The sequence below is a fragment of the Enterococcus sp. DIV0660C genome, from assembly GCF_017316125.1.
In the GTDB taxonomy this organism is placed as follows: Bacteria; Bacillota; Bacilli; order Lactobacillales; family Enterococcaceae; genus Enterococcus_B.
This window is the reverse complement of record NZ_JAFLWA010000013.1, coordinates 14,887-36,244: the sequence shown is the minus strand read 5'-3', so window position 1 is coordinate 36,244 and position 21,358 is coordinate 14,887. Positions and strand designations below refer to the sequence as shown.

Here is a 21,358-nt window from a genome sequence, read left to right as displayed (position 1 = left end):
AGATGGCATGGAAACCATATAGTATAGTTGTTTGTTTAGCTAGCTTATTAGCATTAGCTGTTACTGATACATCTGTTGCAGCTGATGCAAGAAAAGAAACAGACTCTAATATTATTATATCGGATGCTAGTGATGTAGGAGATTCTTCTCAAGATAATTTAATTTTAGAGGAAGTACCAATGGAATACGCGTTTCGTTCATTGCTTGAGAATAGAAATTATGAGCTAGAAGCCCAACTTTCAAATCAATTTGTTAAAGTAGTGAATGATCGTGGCAGTAGAAATTGGGTAGTTAAAGCTAGCGTTTCTGATTTCTTAATACTAGATAGGAATAAAGAAATAAAGTTTCCTGTAACATCGTTTAATATCGATGGAATTGATCTTAAAGAAATAGGAAATTCAGGAATTATATTTCAAGCTAGTTCAAATGGAAAAGAAAATACTGGATTATTAAGTAAACCAATCAAAAATGTTTCGATGAGATTTGTTGATGCGGATAATATTCTAAATGAAGATGATACCGTTAAAGGTTCAATTCAATATTTTTTATATGATACATTATTAGTTAAATAATTACGTAACTCGAAGTCATATTTTTGGACTTCGAGTTTACTGTGTATAGGAGGATTGAAGTGAAAAAGAATATATTTTTATATTTAATTTCTGTATTTTTTTTATTGATGGTAGGAAATAGTCAAGCTGTTTATTCAGAAGAAACAAAATCAAATGATTCTGTTGGATTTAACGTAAAAGCAATTCTACCTGAAAATCAGTTGAATAAAGAAAATAGTTTTTTTGATTTAAGAGTATCACCTAATCAAAAGCAAGAGATAGAGCTTCTTATTACAAATACATCGAATAAAGAAGAAGTTTATGATATTTCTATTAACCAAGCTTATACAAATAAACAAGGCTTTATTGACTATGCATTAAAAGCTGAGTCAGAAAAAAATCAATATAAATTTCCTATAGAGGAGATTGTAGATGTACCAGATAAAGTAACTGTCCCAGCAAATCAATCAAAAAAAGTTCCTATTAGTTTAAAAATTCCCGACAAATCATTTGTAGGAGAAATTTTATCAGCTTTTCAAATAAAAAAAGAAGATAACGATCAAAGCGGTATTAATAATTCTTATGGATATATCATTGGTTTGAGGTTAACGCAAAATGATCAACAAGTGAAACGAAACTTAACTTTGGAAAAAGTAGAAGCAAAAGAAATTTCCCAACAAGATAAATTATTAATTACATTTCATAATCCGGAAATGGAATCTTACGGAAGTTTAAAATATAAAATCACAATGGTAAATACAAAAGATAATAAAACTGTATATAATAAAGAATTTAAAGATTTACAAATTGCGCCCGAATCATTGTATGAAATGGAATTTAATTTAGAAGAGCAAAAAATCCCAAAAGGTATTTATCAAGTTAAAGTTGAAGTATCAGATGCAAAAAATAATAAATGGAATTTCGAACAAAATGTAGAAGTGCAAAAAAATAGTCGATCTAGGCAAGTAAGTCATGCTAATAAGGATAGAGTCATTAAATTCTTTGGACTTTTTATTTTAGTAGTAATTTTATTAATCTCTTTTTTCGATGGTTGTATATCTAAAATTCTCAAAAAAATCTCGTTGAAATAATTTTTCGAGAATTATTGTGGAAGATAAAAATAAGTAGATATGTTAATTTTTATTCGTGAAGTGTTAATCCATTTAACATTTCGAAATATAACAATATTTTTTGAAAGAAGGGGACTAATACACTATGAAAAAACTAGCATTACTAAGTGCAGTTGCTGTATCTTCTGCAGCATTATTAGGAGGAGCTAATGCATTTGCAGCAACAGATTCAAACAATGCAACACAATCAGAAACACCTGTGACAGCTACATTTACTTTACCTGACGGTGGTGGTACTAACCCAACCCCTCCAGGAGGCGGAGATGGAGATAATACAGACAATGAACTTCCAACTGAATGGGGTATTGCTTATCAACCAACGACTTTTAATTTTGGAACTACTCAATTAAAAGAGAGTGGAGAGCAAGTTGTCCCAGCTACTAAAAAATCAAGTTTTAATGTCGGGGTAAAAGATAAAACAAGAGGTACTAAAGGTTGGACTTTAAAAGCTTCTTTACAATGGCAAGGTGATGCAATTGAGGGAGCAAAAATTACTACTACTGGTGATGGTACTGTAAACATCAATAAGGGTGAGGATGTGTTAGAACCAGTTACTGATGAAGTTACTGGACAATCTAACGTGGAAATTAAATCTGGATCAGAATCACTTATTATGACAGGGGCAGATGGTGTACGTCACAATAGTGTATATGATTATGATTTAGGTGATGTTTCATTACACCTTGCAGATGCTGGTAAAGTAGAAGGTAAATCTTATAACGGAAAAGTTGTTTGGAACTTAACAGCTACTCCAGAATAAACGTTCATTTATATAGAAAGAGGAGGGATGCGTTTAGCACTCTCCTTTTAGTTTCATTCTAGCGGAGGAAGATGATATTAAATGAAAAAAATAATTTTGTGTTTTTCACTTATCATTAGCTATTTGTGTTTTATAAATGTAGATGTGAACGCAGACGAAAATGATTCAAATATAAGTTTTACAATAGAAGGATTACCTAATGATAAGCAAATCGATGAAAATGTTCCTTACTATCATTTAAAAGAGGAGCCAGGTGAGAAAGATCAAATAACTATTAAGCTGATAAATAATTCTGATAGAGAGATTTCGCTTGAAACTTCTATAACAAATGCAAATACCAATTTAAACGGACTTATGGATTATACGGGAACTAGAGCAGATCATGCCTCTTTAAAAATACCACTAACTTCTATACTTACTTGTAAAGAGAAAATAGTAAAGGTACCTGCTAAGAGTTCAGTCAATCAACAATTTGATATTAGCATGCCTTCTGAAAAATTTGATGGAGTTATTATTGGAGGTATTGTTGTAGCAGAAAAAAATGAATCAAAAACAGACGATCAGAGTCTGTCATTAAATAACGAATATAAATATACTATGGGCGTAGTGCTAACTAATCAGGATGATAATGTAATTAAAAAAAATATATCGTTAATACTAGAAGAAGTTTCTCCAAAATTGTTTGATGGTAAAAAGACGGTCGAAGCAAATATTTTGAACGATAATCCATATATTTTTTCTGGAAAGAGTTTAAAAGCAAAAATATATAGTCAAGAAAATAATGATTTGGTAAATGAAATTTCTCTAAAAAATATAAGCATAGCTCCTCATTCTTCACTTCCTGTACAATTTGATTGGGGAAAGGCTGATCTGAAATCAGGAAATTATATTTTTAAAGGCAATTTGATTGATACAGATGGAAAAGAATGGAAATTTGAGAAAAATTTTGTAATTAAGGCTGAAGAGGCAAAAAGTATTAATGAAAAATCAGTTTTCAAAGTAGAAATACCTTCATACTTAGCGACACTAAATTTTTGCATAATAATAATAACCTTAATATTAACAACAGTACATTTCTATAAATACAGAGGGGAATTAAAATTATGAGAAAAATATTTTATTTAATCATTTGCTTAATTGGAATAGGCTCATTTACTATCGATTCTTACGCAAATGATAGTATGAGTGAACAAACTACAGTTAACGTCAACTTTTACAGAACTAGGGAACCAAATAAATTGCCAGGATATATAGGTAATGTTAATTCTTTAGAGTCAAATCTAAATACAGGTAAAGTCACAAGTAGTAATAATAACTTTAAGTTTCTTCCTAAAACAGGAGATATATTTAATCAAACAATTGCTGTGATTGGATTATTCTTAATATTATCCGTTTATTCTATTGTTTTATTCATTAAAAGAAAGGAAATCTAATATGTATATCTATCCCATTTGTACTCTGCTATTAGGAATATTGGCTTTAACAATCAATGGATATTTATTTTTTAAACGTATAAAATTTTATGTACAACAAAAAATTACAAAGAAAAGTCTTCTAACTTCAATAATGGCCATGTTATTTTCTTTTGCAATTCTTATAGTAGCTGTGATGCTGTATGTAAATATTCAAAATCAGTTATAGAAAGAGACTTATTGGTAACTAGGAGCGAATTCACAAGTGTTAGAAAAATATATTGAAAAAGATATTTTAAGGCAAGTGAAGATACTAGAGTATTTTTATGAGAGACGTCAATTAACCATGCAGGAATTAATTGATGAGCTTAATGTCAATAAAAAGACTATTATTAAAGATTTCAGTAAAATTGAGCAAAGTATTGAAAATATGGCTTGTTTTAAAGTAACTGATAAAGGCAAAATAAATTTTTACTTGATGGAAGATAAAAGTAGCCTTGAGTTAGTGAAAAAAATTTACAATCGATCATTATTTCTTAGAACATGTTGCAGATATTTAATTGGAGAAAAAAAGTATATTACTTACGTAGAAGAAGAGTATATTTCAGTTAGCAAAGCTTTTAAACTGCGAAAAGAAGTGCAAAATTTTTTAAAAGTGAGTGGCTATCTAAATGAAGAAGACAGGGAGACAAAAAATGAATTAAAAAAAAGATTTTTTCTCCTTTCGATATGGATGCGTTCTAATTTATTAGATAAATATATTTTAAATGAAAAATATTTAATGGCTACAGAAATAGCAACTAAAATTTTGAAATACTTTAATAAGGTCACGAATTTAAGAGAGAAAGATTTATTTATCAAAGGTATTTATTTGATGCTTAACAGTTCGGGTCTAGATACGATCTCGAGGCAAGTACTCGAGATTGATGAAGATGATCCGATACTAGAAGATTTAAGTTTGTTACTTGAGGATATCATTTTTATAGAAAAAGTAGAAATCAAATATTTAATGATTCTATTCTATTTATTACCTAGTAATTTCAGTAATTACTCAGTAATAACAATGGATCTAAAAATACAAGAAAATTATCTATTAAAACACAAAGAAATATTTGAATATATTCAGTTGTTTGAAAAATACTTCAAAGTCAGATTATCTGATAAAAATGTTTTCATTAAGGTAATGCTATACTTTGTATTGTGTTCTTATTATGATATACAGAGTTGTTTACTAGAACCACATATAATAATTACTCACGAACAGAAAGAAACATTCAATAAAATAAAAGGTTTAACCTTAGAATGGAAAAAAAGCTATCCTATTGAAACAAGCAAATACAACGTAACAGAAAGTTTATTAAAAAGAATGACTTTAGATATGGATTTCTTTTTATCCGAACATCAAAAGAAACCGATATTGCTCACGATCGTAGCAAAAAATGATATCTCACATATTTTATTTCGCGAATATATTATTGAATGTATGAATTGTACAAAAATTACTATTGATGATGTTTTGTATTATTCGTTATCAGATGTTAAGTGTTATCCAAGAAAGTGGAGGCACGTCATCGTATGCGAAGAGTCGTTAATATCTGAAAAGGTCATCCAAAATATAGGTAGTGAGATCATTCCTATTTCAAGGTATAACATGAAAGAAAGTAGAAGTAATCTTTTAGCTGTTTTGAGTAGCGGGAAAAATAGGATTAGTGAGGTACAAAAGGTTGAATGTTAAGATTAATTCTTTAATAACTGCAAATAATGTTTCAGGGGAAGAAGTAACTGGAGAAATAGAGAAAATTTTGTGTAATGTGGTTATTATTAGAACTTTTTATACTAGAGAAGTAGTAAAAAAAGAAGAATTAAAAAAAAAGGTTATTTTTTAACCGATTAGACTGAAGATATAAATAGTAGAATTATTATTTAGAGAGGTGATATAATAATGACATATACAACTTATTTTTTAAACGAAGAAGATTATTTCTTATATTTTGAACAAAAATGTAATGATAAATTTTTTTATAACAAGTATCCATTAATTGTAGCAGAGGTAAAATCAATTTGTGATCAAATGAAGAAAAAAATTGAACTAGTAAATTCACAAAATTTCTTTATCATTCATTCAGAATTGATGGGCCTAGATGCTCGCTTACAAATTATAATTGCATTATTACCATCTGACAATGATGATATTTTATCATCTCTTACAGAAGAAGAGGTAATAGAATTTTCAAGAAAAGATTATAGAAAATTTATCAAAGAATCGTTTGATATTGGAGATAATATTATTCCGCATTCTTTATATTTTTCAATTATATAAATTTTAATAGGCTTCAATAGCCGAATTTACATAAAGATTAGCTCTAGTGTCACCGATTTTTGTTGATTCTAAAAAAACGTTTTAGGAGACGAATATATGATAGAAAAATATATAGAAAAGGATATTCTAAGGCAAGTTAAAATTTTAGAGTATTTCTATGAATGTAGGGAATTAACAACACGTGAGCTTTCAAATGATTTGAATGTCAGTGAAAAAACTATTTTAAAAGATTTTTCTAAATTTGAACAACTTCTTGGTGATACGATCTCTTTTGAAAAGAGAAATAAAGGGATCTACTATTTTTATCTATTAGAGGAAAAAAGTAGTATTCAACTTGCTAGAGAAATATATGATAGTTCGCTATTTCTTAAAACATGTTGTCGCTATTTGATGGGTGAAAAAGATTATTCGGTGTATGTTGAAGAAGAGTTTATTTCAGTTAGTAAAGCTTTTAACATTCGAAATGATGTCGAGTCATTTTTAAAAGATATGAATTTAATTGATTCTAACGGAAATAAGGTAGAAAATGAGTTTAAAAAAAGATTGGTTTTATTGTCTGTATGGATGAGAAATTCGCTAATGGAAAAATATATAAATAAGGAATATTGTGTTTTAGCAGAAAATGTAGCGACAGATATTTTAAATTACTCTGATAAAAAAGTTAATTCTAGAGAAAAAGATATGTTAACTAAAGGAATTGCTTTAATGTTATTTGGTTCTAAATTAGATGACTTGTCTAAAAAGAAATTGAAAGAAACTTCTTTTGGTTCACTGTTAAAAGAAGTATTTGATCTTATTTCTAATAAAATAGAGATAAATGAAGATGAATTTAGATATATTTCAGTACTGTTCTATCTTATTCCAACAAACTATACAAGCTATTCTATTATGAGCATGGATTTAGAAATACAAAAAAGAATTTTTCTTCAATTTCCAGAAATTGAGTATTACATTTATTCTTGTGAGAGTTATTTTGGCATCAGGTTAGCAGATAATAGTGTTTTTTTAAAAACGATCTTACACTTTATATTATGTTCTTACTACAATGTGCAAAGTTATTTAGTTGAACCGCATGTGATTCTCAATAACAAACAAAAAGTCTTGTGTAATACTTTAAAGAAGATTACGTTAGAATGGAAAAAGAATTTTCCTTTAGAAACCAATAAATACCGAGTAACAAATGAATTGTTAAAACAAATGAGTTTTGATTTATATTTTGTGTTACAAGAAGAAGCAAGAAAACCTATTTTTATCACAGTAGTTGGTAGAAATGCTATTTCTCATATGATCTTCAAAAAATACGTATTAGATTATATGCCGAGTGATAAAGTTAAAATAGATGAATGCCTTTATTACTCTTTAGCTGACGTGAAAATATATAAAAGAGATTGGAAGCAAATTATTTTATGTGAAGAATCATTAATCATAAAATCTATTTTAGATAATTTTACAGCAGAAATCATATCTGTTTCAAGATATAATCTAGAAGAAGCGAGGAGGTTTCTTTTTAAAAAATTAACTGAAGAAGAGCTTTGATAGCATCCAACTATATAGAAATTTTGTGTTTTCTATATAGTTGGATGTTTTATAAGTTATATTAAGTTTAATAAGAGTTTTTCTTTTAGTCATGATGTGTTTTCTTGTGATGGTTATCAATACATATAGAAATGTACTAAAATGAGATTTTCAGTTATGGTATAATATTTATGCTGTCTGCTGCCCCGGCCTATTTTGGCAAGGGGAGGAGGTTGTATTATGAATTACCTTTTCGATATGTTTTTTGCAATCGTAGCAGAAGTAACCGCGCATTACATCTGTAAATGGCTTGATTGTAAAATTATTGCCAAAAAAGACAGTAAGCCTACCCGTTAATCTGAATAGAACGTAAAAGAAAACCACTAGCCCGCCAGCTAGTGGTTTTTGGTGTATCATGAATTACCTTTTCGTTAAAACAATTATACCATATCTTCTAAAAAATACAATTAATAGATAATAGACGACTTATCATTACCACTTTTTAAAAATGTGAATAATCATTTATGAACAAGCTCTTGAAAGGATGAATCGTACTCTGTTATTAAGCTTTGTTTTTTACTACTTGAACTTTTTACTCATCTAAAAAACTTGTATCTTCAAGGTAACCTGTTTTCTTTAAGAAATAGTGGTGAAGGAAATGGCGGAACAAGTAGCAGCAAGAATTAGAAAACATGGCTGTAAAACCAGCTGTGTTCATGTTGGTATTGGCACGTCGATACTAGAAACAAAAGATGGATTCTCACGTCAAATGAAAATACCTTTAACAAACAACACGAAAGAACTTCAAATGTATTGCTTGTACTTATTCAACAAATTTTATGATGGCCAAGAAGTAAGACATGTTTCTATCAGCTACAGTAAACTTGTTTATACTGATACAACTCAGTTAAACTTATTCAGTGATCCAGAAAAACAAATAAAAGAAGAAAATTTAGATCTTATTATTGATAAAATTCGTGGTAAATATGGTTTTAGTTCAATCGTCCACGCTTCTTCTTATCTTGAAGGAGCAAGAAGTATTGCTCGAAGTTCATTGGTTGGTGGACATGCTGGAGGAAATGGAGGCTTAACATAATGGACAATTATCACGACCGAGGTGTAATGAAATGGAATGGGTTCTATTTATCAGATCATACAGAAAAAATCGATAATGACACTAAAGAACGGGCAAATATCAATACTGCAAAAGAACAAATGACGACTGAAGAGATTACGGAAGTATTGAACGCTGCTGTCCTAAAAAAGAAAAGTTGTTTGTATCCAAAAGGAAGAACGTGATACTGAAGGCTACTATCCGGATGATATTAAGGGAGAAATTCATGGTTATGATGAACTAGGTATTTTTATTGGAGAGCATAAGGTCCATTACGATGAAATTCGCTACATTGAAATCCAGGAGTTAGATAAATGGAGTCAGCTATGAATATCATTCAGCAGTACGAATGGCGCTATATTTGCTATGAAGAATTACTAGAGGAAATTTGGGGTTATGGGCAACAATTGATTAACGAGGTTAGTGTTGAATGCTTTACCTTTTATGTGGAAGCTAGCGCAGGGTATCATAGTTTCTACTATTATATTGCGCCGTATTAAGAAGGTTAGATAAGTACTGGGATTTAGGGGTCACTGAAACATCCGTACAAAAAATAGCGATAAGGAAAGTCGAATAGATGCTAAATCAACCTTTCCAAAATCTAACACTATTTTTTGTTTAGTTGTTTTAGTGATCCCTTTTCTACTGAAAATAAAAAGAATTGATGTGTGATAGAATAAATAGAAAGCTATTTGAAGAAAAATTTATTATGTGTAGATAATATACAAAAGGAGTAAAAGAATTGAATCGATCAGAGTACAAACAAATGCTGACAATGAAATATTTTTACGAGGAGAAATTGCAAGAAATCAAAAAGAAACATATGTCTGATCCGGATTTGTTTCATCCGATTGGTAAGGATCGTTATTGTCTATACTGTGAAAAGTATCAAGAAATCCAAGATAAGCTACAGCCTACTGTAAAAAAATTAATGCAGTATGAAAAAACACACGAAGTGAAACAACCAGTGATTCAACAGTTGGCCGCAGTCCCCAAAAAGGAAAAAGCGAAGCCAAAAAAAGTGTATCAAGTCTATTCTCTCTTGTTCAAAGATGGTTCAGAATATTTGGTTTATACGTTCGCCCAGGAAACTGGTTGTCGATTATTAGGGAGACAGATTTCAGAATTAAGTAAGGCAGCTCCTATCTCTAAGGAGTATTATTCTTCCATTTATTTAGAACAGGAAGATGGATCGATTATTTCAGTAGAAGCACGCTTGCGAGAGCATTCGACTAAGAAAAGTTGGTTATTAGCAGAAAAACAGCAAACGAGAATAAAAGCAACAGGGAATTGTTTTAATGAAAAACCATTTGAATATTTGAAGTATACTAAAGAACAATACAGCTGTTTGATAAATTTTTGCGGGAATACGGAGATTAAAAAAACAAAGAAATTCTCAAAAAATGGGAAAGTAGCTTTTGAAACAGCGCATGGCATGATTGCATTAGAGTACGGACAAGTCCTTCTGAAGCTCTTTCCAGGCACGTTTATGGTCATTAGTGAACAAGAATTTAGCGAATATTTTGTAGAAGACGAATCATTAGTATGGATGAAGCAAGAATAGAAAAGCAAGAAGGGTTAAGCTTATTTTTTTGATGCCGATATTAAGGATTAGTCCCAGTGAATAAAAGAAGTAGACAATAGCGTGTTATAAACGTTAAACTATTATTGCGAACGCAATAATAATAAGAGAGGTAGGCTCACCCACCATGTCTCGAAATACTTTTGTTTATTCCCACCCAATCAATGTATTTATTATCAAGTATCTAGGAGTTACTGTCGATCAATTTTGTGAATCTTATGGCTATAGTCAAGGGACTGTCGCCAGTTGGATCACACGGAATCGACGAGTTGAATCACTACCTGTAGGTTTCATTTATGACTTAGGGCTTGCGGCGAGCTTAAACATGTCTAATCTCTATGAAAAATTATTGATACTAGAAAATGAATACGATCAATTTACTTCAAATCAGCAGCGAAAATTAAAGACACAAATAGATTAAAAATTTTTTTAACAAATCATTAAGGTATAACTTATACCTTAATGATTAAAAGTATAACTTATACCTTTAAAAAAGTATAGTTTATACTTTTTTTTTGCTTATATTCCAACGTTTTTATAGAGCAATATTTAACTTATACTTTTATTATTGACCATCATTGATATTTAAGTTATACTTTAAATATCAATTAAAGCTTAGGAGGATTTATATGGATAATTTTCAGGGAACTACATTTACAGTTGGCAATTTCAAAGGCGGCGTTGGTAAAACTAAGATTGTCAGCATGCTTGCTTATGACAATGCAATTATAAGAAATAGAAAAACACTCATTATAGATTTAGATCCACAAGCAAACTTAACACAAGTTATTGCAAGAACTTTTGGTATAACCACTATCAACACTACTATAACAACTGGTATTGCAAAGGGAGAATTAGCAAGTAGTATTATTAATATAAATGAAAACCTTGATCTACTAGCATGTGACACAAGTTTTCGATCGTTCTCTTCTTTTGCGAACAAACATGAAAATGAATTAGATCAAGTTACAGTCTTAAAAAAATTACTTCAACCAATAAAGAACAACTATCAAGAAATATTTATTGATGTTCCGCCGACAATTAGCGAGTTCTCCGATAATGCTATGGCAGCTTCAGACTATTCGATAATTTCATTTCAGACAGCCGAAGAATCTTTGGAAGGAGTTAATAAATATGTAAATTATCAAAAATTTATGGTCGATAGATATAATCTTAATTTACAAATTATAGATATTGTACCTTGTATGGTAGAACCAAATGATGATTTTGATAAAGAAATATTAGAAGAAGCAATCGAAAAATACGGAACTGTGGTATCCAAAAATCTCATTCACTATCAAAAGAGATTGAGAAGATACTCTAAAATTGGCATACAATTAAGGAAATATAAAAATGGAAATTTTGATCAATGGGATTATAAAGCACACCAAGTATTTATAAATATTTTGGCAGAACTAGATGCCAGACAAGAGTTTTTAAATAAATAAAAGGAGTTGTATAGGTAATGCCTAAAGACTTTGATATTCCTAAAACAATGAAAAATGGTGAGTTTGAACCATTATTACCAAATAACAAACGACAAGACGTAAATATATCCGGTGAATTTAACTTTAGCAATAGTGCATTGAGTAACACAAAAAATATATCCTTCAAAAAAAGAGGGAGACCAGTTTCAATTACTGATACAAGGAATAAAGTATCAGTTCCTAAGAAAATCTCTCCAGCATTAAATAGTAAACTATCAATTTTACAAGATTATATGACAGAGTTGCAAAGTGAAAAAGGACGAATTTCTTTTGAAAAAATCGTAAACACATTAGCAGATTCGTATATCCAGCATAGACTAGGAGTCGCAAAAGAAGAACATATAAAAGAAGAAATACAAGAAGAATTTGATAAGCTACCAAAATAAGTTTTCTTCTTGTAACATCAAATTAAAGTATAACTTATACCATGAAAATAGCAATTAAAGTATAAGTTATACATTATATATTTAAAGTATAAGTTAATTATCTACCAATATATTAGCTATTAAATCAGCATTATCATAATTATATTTAAAGTATAAGTTATACATTATTTGCATTTAAAGTATAACTTATACTTATTTTTTTAATGTATAACTTATACCTTAAATGCGGTAGTTGTTTTATTAAGTCTAAATACATGATATAGTTCAATTGTTGAAAATCGAGAATTGATATATAAATTTTTAAGAAAGAAGGCAAATAATGAGTACTTTTAATTATTTAAAAGCAAATCGTGCTTATAACGAATTATACTATCAATACCCAAAAGTCTTTATTGAAAGTGATACTTATAAAGAATTGTCGGAAGGTGCAAAAATTGCATACATGCTATTAAAAGCAAGAAGTGAACTTGCTATAATAAAAAATCAAATTGACGAGCAAGGGAATCTCTATTTCGAATTTACTGGAAAAGAATTAGCCAATATGATGAATTGCAGCGAGCGACGTATTACAAGCATAAAAAAAGAATTAGAAGATTTTTGCCTTCTAAAACAAGTGCCTATGGGATTCAACAAAACTACTGGTAAAAATGAAAAAAATAGACTCTATTTAGCTGAACTAGAAGTATCAAATCAAGACGTATATTTAATGCAGAAAAGAGAAAATTATGATCAAACCCTTGATAATAGCGGACTAGCAGAATTTGCTACCCAGTCTAAAGAAGCAAAAACTTCCGAATCCCTTGATAATAGTGGACTAGCAGAATTTGCTACCCACTCGAAAGGCTCTCAATCCCTTGATAATAGCGGACTAGCAAAATTTGCCAAAGAACTTAATAATAATAACTTAGACACTAATAGACACAATATAGACACTGAAAAAGACCAGCTACAAGATCAATTGTTGCTCAATGAGTTTGAAACCATCATGCAGGAATCGAGCATTGGAACATTCGTTCCTGAACATGTGCTAGGCTTAATCAAAACTTTTTCTTCTAGTTACGAAGAAGCACAACAAACAGTGAAAACCATACACAATGCAAAAGCAAAAGCTGAAAAAGAAATGAATACGATCGTTGTATTCGAGGAAATCGATAGTTACGGCATAAATGCAGAACAAGCTCTATACACAACATTACTAAAAGCTTATCAAAAACAACGAACAGAAAAAGTTCAAAATATCCAAAATCTAATTTTTGTTTATGTAAAAAACTGGTTTATTGAACATCCGATTGCTGCTAAAAAACAGCAAGATACACAAAAAAACGGAGATCCAGTCTTGATGACTAACTGGCTAGAAGAGTGACTAAAATAGTTCATTCACAAATTCATGTTATTAACACAATTAGCACTTTTAAGTTCCACTTTTTGCACAGAATAATGCAGGCTGTAATGTTAGGATGTCATTGTAAACAAAGTTGTTTAAAAAGGAGTTTTTGACTATGAATTCTAAGAATATTGGATTAGCATGTAAGCGCGTGATGACTATAAAAAATATCTCTGGAAAAGAATTTGTAGCTGAGAATATTTTTTCTTCTTCGAGATTATCTAGAATACTAAACGGGAAATCCATTCCTGATTTTAGAGAAATTAGTCTGTTCTGTGATTATTGTGGGATTACTATGTCTGAATTTAGCTATTTTTTGAATAAGAATACTGAAGAAGAGAAAATGCTACTTAAATACCGAAAATATATTAAATCATTGTCAGATGGTGATGAAACTGATGCAAAAGAAATGGTGAATTACTACAAAAAAAAACGCTTTGCTAATTTAAGTACTTTTTTACAATATGTGCGGGTTGAAAACTTTATTATTCCCAAATTGGAAAAAAGAGCATTTAGTGGATTACCAGATGATTGTATTGAATTTATCGTCAAAAATGTTGGAAATGGTGAGTTGGTAACAGCCACAGAATTATATATTCTTGCAGGCACTGCGAGAGAAGTCCCTTATGATTTCTTGAAAGAAATCTATCAAAAGGTGGTTCCATTACAATATGATTATATATTTGGGATAAGTGCTGATGATAGAGCGGCTGTTAGAGAATTTATTTCAAATTCTTTTGATGAATTTATTGATCATGGTGATTTGGATCTAGCTAAAGATTCATTAAACGAATTAACCGCTTATCTTAACTGTTTTCCTAATTTACGATTCGGCTTAAATACAAAAATAAATGAAAATTTTTTAGTTCTTTCAAAAAAATTAGATAGAAAAATTATTACGGAGACAGAACTGTATATCAATGCATTGAAAAATCTAGGTGAGGATGTATTCGCTAAAGGAATTGAAGCACAGTTAGAAAGTATGATCGTAGATAAAGATTTAAAATTAGCTCAAGAAAAAATGCCGGCTGATTAAAAAAGCTATTTTCTAACACACTCACAAACGTAATACAAGAAAAACTTTTTGCGTATTTTGCAAAAAAAAAAGCCTTTTTATTAAAACATGAATAAAAACAGTCCGAAAACCGTTTTTTTTTTGCGTATTCTGCAAATGAAGAAAAAAAGCTTTTTTTTCTGATATAATTATTTCAGAAGTACTTCTAAGAATTTTTCAATCGGAGGTGAGGTAAAAATGATGTCAAGAATTCACCATATGACAACTTCTTTGTCAATTTTATTCGCAAGCTTTATGTAATGAATAAGTCTTATTAGATAAAGGATTTCTACAAGATAGAAAATGGAATGCTGACTATTTATTTGTTCAATAATTAACAATCATTCAAGAAAAAGCTTGTCTTAAAATTTAAGTTATGCTACTGTGAATTTGTAGAAATTATCAATTTAAAATAATTCGTTGACTCAGCAGTTAGCACTGCTGGTCATTTGGAAACCAAGCAACAAAACAACAAAAAAGGCGACCGTCTGCAATTCTCGCTAAGTTAAGAGTTGGCGCTCTTAACGAAGGTCATAGAATTACAGCCGTCCAATCAACGTAACACACACGCTGAGAGGTAAACGCCCTTTTTTGGTTGCAGATTTAACTGCAACAGGCATATTCTAACATAGATTTATTAAGAAATTAACATGTTTTTATGTTAATGCGATTCTTTTTACAAGAATTTTTATTATTCCACAACTGATTTGTTGCTTATAATCTGTTATGTGAATCTAAAATTCCTTGCTATGATGTTTTTGTCTGTATCTCGTAAGAGAGCAGTAAATTTGTAATTAAAGAGGGGGCAATTACACTTTATGTGTGATTGCCCCCTCTTTTTTGTTTGCTTGGTTTCCAAATGATCAGCAATGCAAAAAAGAAAGGATGATCAAAAATGGAGTTAAAACCAATGGATCTAAAAAGAATTACGTGTGAATTTGTTTTATTCAATCGACAGCATGTTAAATATTCAAATCAAACAGTGAAAAGAATAGTCGTCGATTATTCTGGGAAAGTCACAGTCATAAGCACTAAAGAAATAACGAATAATCACGAGCTTAAAAAATTTTTCGATCAAATAAAAAGTATCTATGTTGATGGGAAAACAGTTGCTTGCAGAGGTTGTTCTGACTTACCTTTACAAATTTCAAATCATGATTTTGCCAAATTAAAAAAACGAAAATTACTCTTAGTAGAATCTGAGAAAAGTTATCGAAAGTTAGAACAAAAAGAATTGTATAACTGGAATAAGGATATGATTCAGCATATAAAAAAAGTTGTCAGTTAAATTTTTAGTTAAATACTTGATCCTTTTGTTTGTTAGTTTTTACTAGCAAATTCTAGTAGCTGGTTAAAAGCTACCGAAGAAAAAGACAAAATTAGAACACGGACACGAAACAGCATAAAGTATAATGTGCCTTATGTTGCTGGTGAAGGAAGTAGTTTTCGAACCCTGAACAATACACGTCAACTAATTTGAAGTTTTCGGGAGAACATTGAAAATTGGATAACTACAGGACTTACTAAGTTAATCAGCGTGTCTAACAAGGGCTTAGTAAGGATAAATCACCTACAAAAGTACGGCTAGAGCTTGTAGAAGTTTGCGGTATGTTGATGGGTATGGCACACACAGAAAAGAACAGGTGCGACGATCAGATTTTAGAAAATTTAAAATGACAATTTTATTGTCTAATCGATTTCAAGGGAGCCGTGTTACTTTTCGAGAGTTTGAGGTTGCTGACGCTAGAAACCTTGCGAAAAAATAACCTGTAGAAAAAAGTAGCTTAAAAGCTAACAAACAAAAGGATCAAATATGTACTAAATTAAATAGTATATCGATGCTTCGATGAAATAGAATGACAGAATTGCAATCAGTTAGACATAGAAAAACACAATCAAAAAATTGAGAGGAATAAAAAAATGAGTATGAAAAAAGTCAACAGTATGGAAACGAAGATTTTAGAGCTAATGCAAGAAAATCATAGAAAGAAATTAAGTGTCAAAGAGTGTTCAGAGAGTTTAAAAATCACCGAGTTTCAAATAATTAGCGGATTAAAAGATCCAAAAGCAATTCAGCGTAATTACGTGAAAGATGAGGCAGGTAAAATAGAAATGGTTTTAGAAAGAATTGCTAATCTCTAGTGTCTATAAAAAAAGTTAAAATAGAATTTTAGACTATCAGTTGGAGGAGATCATGAATAAGAAGAAAAAAAGAAATAAGAAAATTCCTGCACTAATAACAGCTATTGCTGTACTTGCTCTTGGTGGTTATGAATATGTTTCAAACGATGGACTATTGACGGATGACTCAAATTCTACAAATCAGACACTAGAATTAGTGAGTGACCAATTTAATAGCGATACAGGAAATGAAATAGATTTAGGCATCTATGAACAGCTTTCAGATCTTGATTTTTCTAGTGGTGATTCAGCAGTTATTGAGGTTAACAATGGACAGAGTACGCTAGATACGAATGAATGGACAGAAAATCGTGTTTATTATGGTGATTTAGACTATTTAAACAGAACAACCACAGTTACTGCCTATATTGATAAGAATAACCTTGGGAAGTCAGAGGGCCGTTCACGTCAAGTATGGCAACCAACAGGTTGGAATCAAAAAACAATTGATGGTGAGACCATTCATAATCGAGGACATTTACTTGCGTATACGTCTAGCTTCAATTTTGATTTAGATGGAAACTATGTACAAGGCGAAGATGGCAGCGAAGATAATCCTAAAAATTTAGCAACACAAACAGCTTATTCAAATCAAAAAGTACAAACAAAGTATGAAGAAATGGTTCGTAACGCACAAAAATTGAATGAAAACAAAATTGTTTATCAAATTACTACAATCTTTCGAGAAGACGAGTTAATGCCTCGAGGATATTGGTTACAAGCAAAAGATACAAACGAAACACTGGACTTTAACGTCTATGAGTTTAACGTACAGCCTAAAGTAATATTTGATTATGCAACAGGAAAAGCCACAATTGATCGTCAACTCGTAGTAAATTAACGTTTAATACACAAAAATAATTTTTATTAAGCAGAGAATTGAATAATTCACTGCTTTTTTTATTTGCAAAAATAAAAAAGAGATAGCAGACCACTCGCTACCTCACAGAATATTGAAGAATGGAGTTGCCTGTTTCCGTCAAGCAACTCCGCTTGTATATGGTAATGAATGTATACATTCATTATCCAATGAGTTTACCATAAACGAATCGAATAAAAAATAAATCTGATGTTTAGTCATATTCAAGGAGGGTAAGATGAAAGAAACACCAATGTTACTGGCAAGAAAAGCGATTGGAAAAGATACAGAGGTTCTATTCATGCAACAAGGGAAGGAATTTGTAGTGAGTATCTGTATTACTAAACTTCAAAAGCCTTACTATTGTAATCAGCTTTATAAATATTTTGAACTAAAAGAACAAGCAGAACACTTTTTTGAACTTGTAACAACGATGACAGAACAAGGAGAGGTTTAGTGAAAAATAAGCGAGGTACTGCAATTAAATGAAGAAAGAAGAATAGTATGAACTACGAAGTAAAAGAAATTGTATGTGATTGGGGAATTTTTATAGATAGTGAACTCTATCCACATATGATATTTAATAGTAAATCAAATGCAGAAGAAGTGAAGAGAATTTTAGAACTTGATTGTCAGCATAGACGATTTGATGAGTCTAACTTAGATGAGGTAAATAGATGGAATTGATAGGGATAATATTAATTGTAATGTTGATAATACTTATGTATGCCGTCTTAGTTATCGTCCTGGCTAATTTTTTTCAGGAGTCAAACAGGAGAAAAAAAATTCTTTGTGTATGCGATAAAATTGTTGGCGTTATTTTCGTTATAATGTGTCTTTTGGTTATTGGGTTACTAGTTGAATTAGGTATCGAACTCTATGCTCACTTTATTTACTCTAAATAATGAATTTGCGTAGAGGTGAAATAAAAATATTACTAAGAAAAAAGGCGGAGAATCAATCATTCACTGCTTTTTTATTTGTAAGGAGGAACACATGATAGATGAGTGTAACATTCGTATTCGTGGTGATCCATGAATCAAAAAATAAATAGGTAAAACACAAGGGGCATGAATTTCATGTCCTTTTTTATATAGATAAAAATAATTTGGTTTAGAAAGAGGATGGAAAATGAGTAAATTAAGCAATAAACAAAAAAAGGTATGGAAAAAAAGACTTGCTGCAACAATGATGTTAGGTGCAACGATTGCGGGAGTTGCGACAACAAGTACCATTGTACTTGCAGAAAAAGGCAATGAGCAAAAAGTAGAAAGTCCAACAAAATATGAAAAAGCACTAGGAAAATCAGATGCAAAAAAAGCAATCAGTTCGTTTGCTTCAAGTGATTATGTTTCTGTACTCGATGATCCAGAATCTACGATTGTAGATGATAAAACAATCATTTCTTCTGATTATGATTTTTCTGCTGGATTCATTGAAGGAAAAACAACCGTTGAAACGATTGGTGCTGGATGGGAAGACGGTTTACGACAACCTGATGGGTCTTTGAGTAGTCGTGGAATTCATATTTCTGAAAAGGACATTGTAAAAGGGGAGACAGGAGTTATTTATCATCACGTTTCAGCTAACGGACAAGATGTTGATATGAAAATGACTGTAAAAGATTTCACTGGATATAATCAAGGACAGATTGGTACTTTGGCGATCAATGTAGAAGATCAAATCGGTTCATGGATCAATCGTATGGTTGATATTACGTTTGATGTGGAATTCTTAAAAGCTGGTACAAACGAACAAATTCCGCTTACTGGTTACTATACATGGTCTGACATTGACTGGTTACAATCTGTTACGATCAATAAGGATATGTTAGATAAGTCAGATGGTATTTTAGTTTCTTCAGATAGTTGGTTACAAACGAAAACTTTGGAAGATGGATCGAAAAAATTTGCAGAAGTAAATAATGAAGGTAGTGATGATCTAGACCCGTGGGCGATGTTCACAGTGTTATTCCGAGATGTGACAGATTTCAGCTATACATTCAGCACAAATGCTGATCCATCGAAAGAATGGACAGAGGAAAATGATTGGGAATATGCTTGGCAAGGAAATACGGCAGTCAAACCTGCACAGTCAGAAGTGCCAGCTCCAACTAAATTAGTTTCTGATTCAGATGAATTAGATGTAACGAGTAACACTTTAGATGAAATGAAAGAAGTGTATCACTATAAAATCAATCAAATTATTCCCGGTGAGCTTGAAAAATTTTATCACAAATCATATGAATTATTCGATTCAGTCATTCCTGAACTAGAACGTGTTTCAGATGTCACTATTGTAGATGAAACAGGAACAGATCGTTCAAGCTGGTTTAATGATCTATCAAAAGGAAATGAGATTCATGTTGTTGCAAAAGACGATGCAATGAATGATTCGGAATTCTATGCTCACACATACAGCTTTGAATTTGATGCACAAGTAAAAGTTGGTGCAGATTTGTCTAAATATTTAAATGAAGATGGCTTCTATCACTTTCCGAATGAAGCAAAAGCTGTAATCGATGGTGAAGAGAAGACAACACCACCAACTGATACAATCGTGAAAGACTACGATTCTGATCCACAAAAATATAATGTTGACGAAAATGGTGAAGAAACAACTGATGCATTAAAAGGCAAAAAAGGTGATAGCGTAAGCTATTCTATTCGTAATCAAGCACCGTATTCAATCGCAGGCAAAGAGTTTTCATTAACAGATAATGTTTCAGATTATGTTGAGATTGATCCTGCTTCTCCTAAGGTCGAAGTGACTGATGACAATGTGACTGAAAGTAATACAGGGAAAGACAACAGCACGTCTACTGATGAAGATGAAGACTTAAAAGTTACGTTGAACAAATGGATTGTTAAAGCAGAAGAATATCTTGCTGATTCAGAGAAATATGACGAAACAGCAATTGCGACACTACAAGAGTTCACAGACACAGCAAAAGAAGATTTAGCGAAAGAAGATGTATCAGATAAAGTTCTACAAACAGATATTGATGCGTTGATTTCAGCAATCAAAGTATTAGATGAAGACGTTGATTCTGATAAGGATAAAGACACGTCTACTAGCAAAGAAACAGTTGATGTGAAAGATGCGACTTGGACAGATATTACTGATGAAGGTACGTTAACCGCTGATAAAGAAACAGGAAAAATCAAGTGGACGTTATCGAAAGAAAAAAGTTCTATGTTAGCAGGCAAGCACTATCGTTTTAGCTTTAGTGGCACACTGAAAGAAGATATGGATTACACATTATTAGAGCAAGAAGATGGCTATGCGATTGTTCCAAATGTGGCTACTGAAACAGTTGGTGACAATGACAAAGATACAAACGAAGTAGATCGTTTAGTTCCAGAAGAGGAAGAACCTGAGGTTCCAGTTGATCCAGAAACGCCTAAAGAACCAGATACAACGCCTTCTGAAACACCAAAAGAACCTGTTGAAGAAGATACAGGAGCAAAAGTCTTACCAACAACATTACCTAAAACTGGTGTACGAGAAGAATCAGATTCTAAAGGTGTTGCAAAAGCATTAGGAGCCATTGCTGGTACAACAGTTTCATTGTTTGGTTTTGCTAAATTCTTCAAGAAATAAAGCAATGAAATAAAACAGGA

The 21,358-nt window shown here is 30.9% G+C and carries 22 protein-coding genes and 2 pseudogenes; all 24 read left to right on the top strand.

Annotated features, from left to right (window positions below):
• Positions 1-2: 2 nt before the first annotated feature.
• The 24 genes and pseudogenes from DOK81_RS03915 to DOK81_RS03800 all read left to right on the top strand — a co-directional run bounded on the left by DOK81_RS03915 (position 3) and on the right by DOK81_RS03800 (position 21,338).
• Positions 3-572 carry a hypothetical protein gene (locus DOK81_RS03915; protein WP_206908410.1) on the top strand — a complete coding sequence of 190 codons (570 nt, stop codon included), beginning with the start codon at positions 3-5 and terminating at the stop codon, positions 570-572.
• Between the two features lie 59 nt (positions 573-631).
• On the top strand, positions 632-1,642 hold the full coding sequence (locus DOK81_RS03910; protein ID WP_206908408.1) for a DUF916 domain-containing protein: 1,011 nt from the start codon (positions 632-634) through the stop codon (positions 1,640-1,642).
• Between the two features lie 124 nt (positions 1,643-1,766).
• A complete protein-coding gene (locus DOK81_RS03905) occupies positions 1,767-2,441 on the top strand; it encodes a WxL domain-containing protein (RefSeq protein ID WP_206908405.1) in 675 nt (224 codons plus the stop codon).
• An 81-nt stretch (positions 2,442-2,522) separates the two neighbouring features.
• Positions 2,523-3,548 (top strand): DUF916 and DUF3324 domain-containing protein, encoded by a 1,026-nt coding sequence (locus DOK81_RS03900; RefSeq protein WP_206908387.1) that lies wholly within the window; start codon positions 2,523-2,525, stop codon positions 3,546-3,548.
• On the top strand, positions 3,545-3,874 hold the full coding sequence (locus DOK81_RS03895) for an LPXTG cell wall anchor domain-containing protein (protein ID WP_206908384.1): 330 nt from the start codon (positions 3,545-3,547) through the stop codon (positions 3,872-3,874). Before DOK81_RS03900 ends, DOK81_RS03895 begins: the two co-directional genes overlap by 4 nt.
• Positions 3,875-4,118: 244 nt before the next feature.
• Positions 4,119-5,588 (top strand): HTH domain-containing protein, encoded by a 1,470-nt coding sequence (locus tag DOK81_RS03890; protein ID WP_206908382.1) that lies wholly within the window; start codon positions 4,119-4,121, stop codon positions 5,586-5,588.
• A complete protein-coding gene (locus DOK81_RS03885) occupies positions 5,578-5,739 on the top strand; it encodes a hypothetical protein (protein ID WP_206908380.1) in 162 nt (53 codons plus the stop codon). The genes DOK81_RS03890 and DOK81_RS03885 overlap by 11 nt, the downstream gene beginning before the upstream one ends.
• 56 nt (positions 5,740-5,795) lie before the next feature.
• A complete protein-coding gene (locus DOK81_RS03880; protein WP_206908377.1) occupies positions 5,796-6,173 on the top strand; it encodes a hypothetical protein in 378 nt (125 codons plus the stop codon).
• Positions 6,174-6,269: 96 nt separating this feature from the next.
• A complete protein-coding gene (locus DOK81_RS03875; RefSeq protein WP_206908375.1) occupies positions 6,270-7,709 on the top strand; it encodes a helix-turn-helix domain-containing protein in 1,440 nt (479 codons plus the stop codon).
• A 619-nt stretch (positions 7,710-8,328) separates the two neighbouring features.
• Positions 8,329-8,784: pseudogene (locus DOK81_RS03870) on the top strand (type VI secretion protein ImpB); the annotation flags it as partial.
• A pseudogene (locus DOK81_RS03865) lies at positions 8,784-9,132 on the top strand (hypothetical protein). The pseudogenes DOK81_RS03870 and DOK81_RS03865, both read left to right, overlap by 1 nt.
• Complete coding sequence (locus tag DOK81_RS03860; RefSeq protein ID WP_206908429.1) at positions 9,117-9,302, top strand: hypothetical protein; 186 nt, start codon at positions 9,117-9,119, stop codon at positions 9,300-9,302. Before DOK81_RS03865 ends, DOK81_RS03860 begins: the two are co-directional and overlap by 16 nt.
• Before the next feature lie 242 nt (positions 9,303-9,544).
• The gene (locus DOK81_RS03855) at positions 9,545-10,366 is read left to right on the top strand and encodes a hypothetical protein (RefSeq protein WP_206908372.1); all 822 of its coding nucleotides are present in this window, start codon (positions 9,545-9,547) and stop codon (positions 10,364-10,366) included.
• 145 nt (positions 10,367-10,511) lie between these two features.
• Positions 10,512-10,805: a type III secretion system protein PrgN gene (locus DOK81_RS03850; protein ID WP_206908370.1), complete on the top strand. Its 294-nt coding sequence runs from the start codon at positions 10,512-10,514 to the stop codon at positions 10,803-10,805.
• Between the two features lie 208 nt (positions 10,806-11,013).
• Positions 11,014-11,832, top strand: a complete 819-nt coding sequence (locus tag DOK81_RS03845; RefSeq protein ID WP_206908368.1) for a ParA family protein — start codon at positions 11,014-11,016, stop codon at positions 11,830-11,832.
• Between the two features lie 17 nt (positions 11,833-11,849).
• Positions 11,850-12,257 (top strand): hypothetical protein, encoded by a 408-nt coding sequence (locus tag DOK81_RS03840; RefSeq protein ID WP_142433693.1) that lies wholly within the window; start codon positions 11,850-11,852, stop codon positions 12,255-12,257.
• A 319-nt stretch (positions 12,258-12,576) separates the two neighbouring features.
• Positions 12,577-13,620, top strand: a complete 1,044-nt coding sequence (locus DOK81_RS03835; protein ID WP_206908366.1) for a replication initiator protein A — start codon at positions 12,577-12,579, stop codon at positions 13,618-13,620.
• 136 nt (positions 13,621-13,756) lie between these two features.
• A complete protein-coding gene (locus tag DOK81_RS03830; RefSeq protein ID WP_206908364.1) occupies positions 13,757-14,677 on the top strand; it encodes a helix-turn-helix transcriptional regulator in 921 nt (306 codons plus the stop codon).
• Between the two features lie 913 nt (positions 14,678-15,590).
• Entirely contained in the window at positions 15,591-15,983 is a 393-nt protein-coding gene (locus DOK81_RS03825) for a type III secretion system protein PrgR (RefSeq protein ID WP_206908361.1), read from the top strand.
• Between the two features lie 632 nt (positions 15,984-16,615).
• Positions 16,616-16,837, top strand: a complete 222-nt coding sequence (locus tag DOK81_RS03820; protein ID WP_206908358.1) for a hypothetical protein — start codon at positions 16,616-16,618, stop codon at positions 16,835-16,837.
• A gap of 52 nt (positions 16,838-16,889) precedes the next feature.
• Positions 16,890-17,717, top strand: a complete 828-nt coding sequence (locus DOK81_RS03815; protein WP_206908355.1) for a DNA/RNA non-specific endonuclease — start codon at positions 16,890-16,892, stop codon at positions 17,715-17,717.
• 256 nt (positions 17,718-17,973) lie between these two features.
• On the top strand, positions 17,974-18,192 hold the full coding sequence (locus DOK81_RS03810; RefSeq protein WP_206908352.1) for a hypothetical protein: 219 nt from the start codon (positions 17,974-17,976) through the stop codon (positions 18,190-18,192).
• 47 nt (positions 18,193-18,239) lie between these two features.
• Positions 18,240-18,422 carry a hypothetical protein gene (locus tag DOK81_RS03805; protein WP_206908349.1) on the top strand — a complete coding sequence of 61 codons (183 nt, stop codon included), beginning with the start codon at positions 18,240-18,242 and terminating at the stop codon, positions 18,420-18,422.
• A 444-nt stretch (positions 18,423-18,866) separates the two neighbouring features.
• Positions 18,867-21,338 (top strand): isopeptide-forming domain-containing fimbrial protein, encoded by a 2,472-nt coding sequence (locus DOK81_RS03800; protein ID WP_206908346.1) that lies wholly within the window; start codon positions 18,867-18,869, stop codon positions 21,336-21,338.
• Positions 21,339-21,358: the final 20 nt, after the last annotated feature.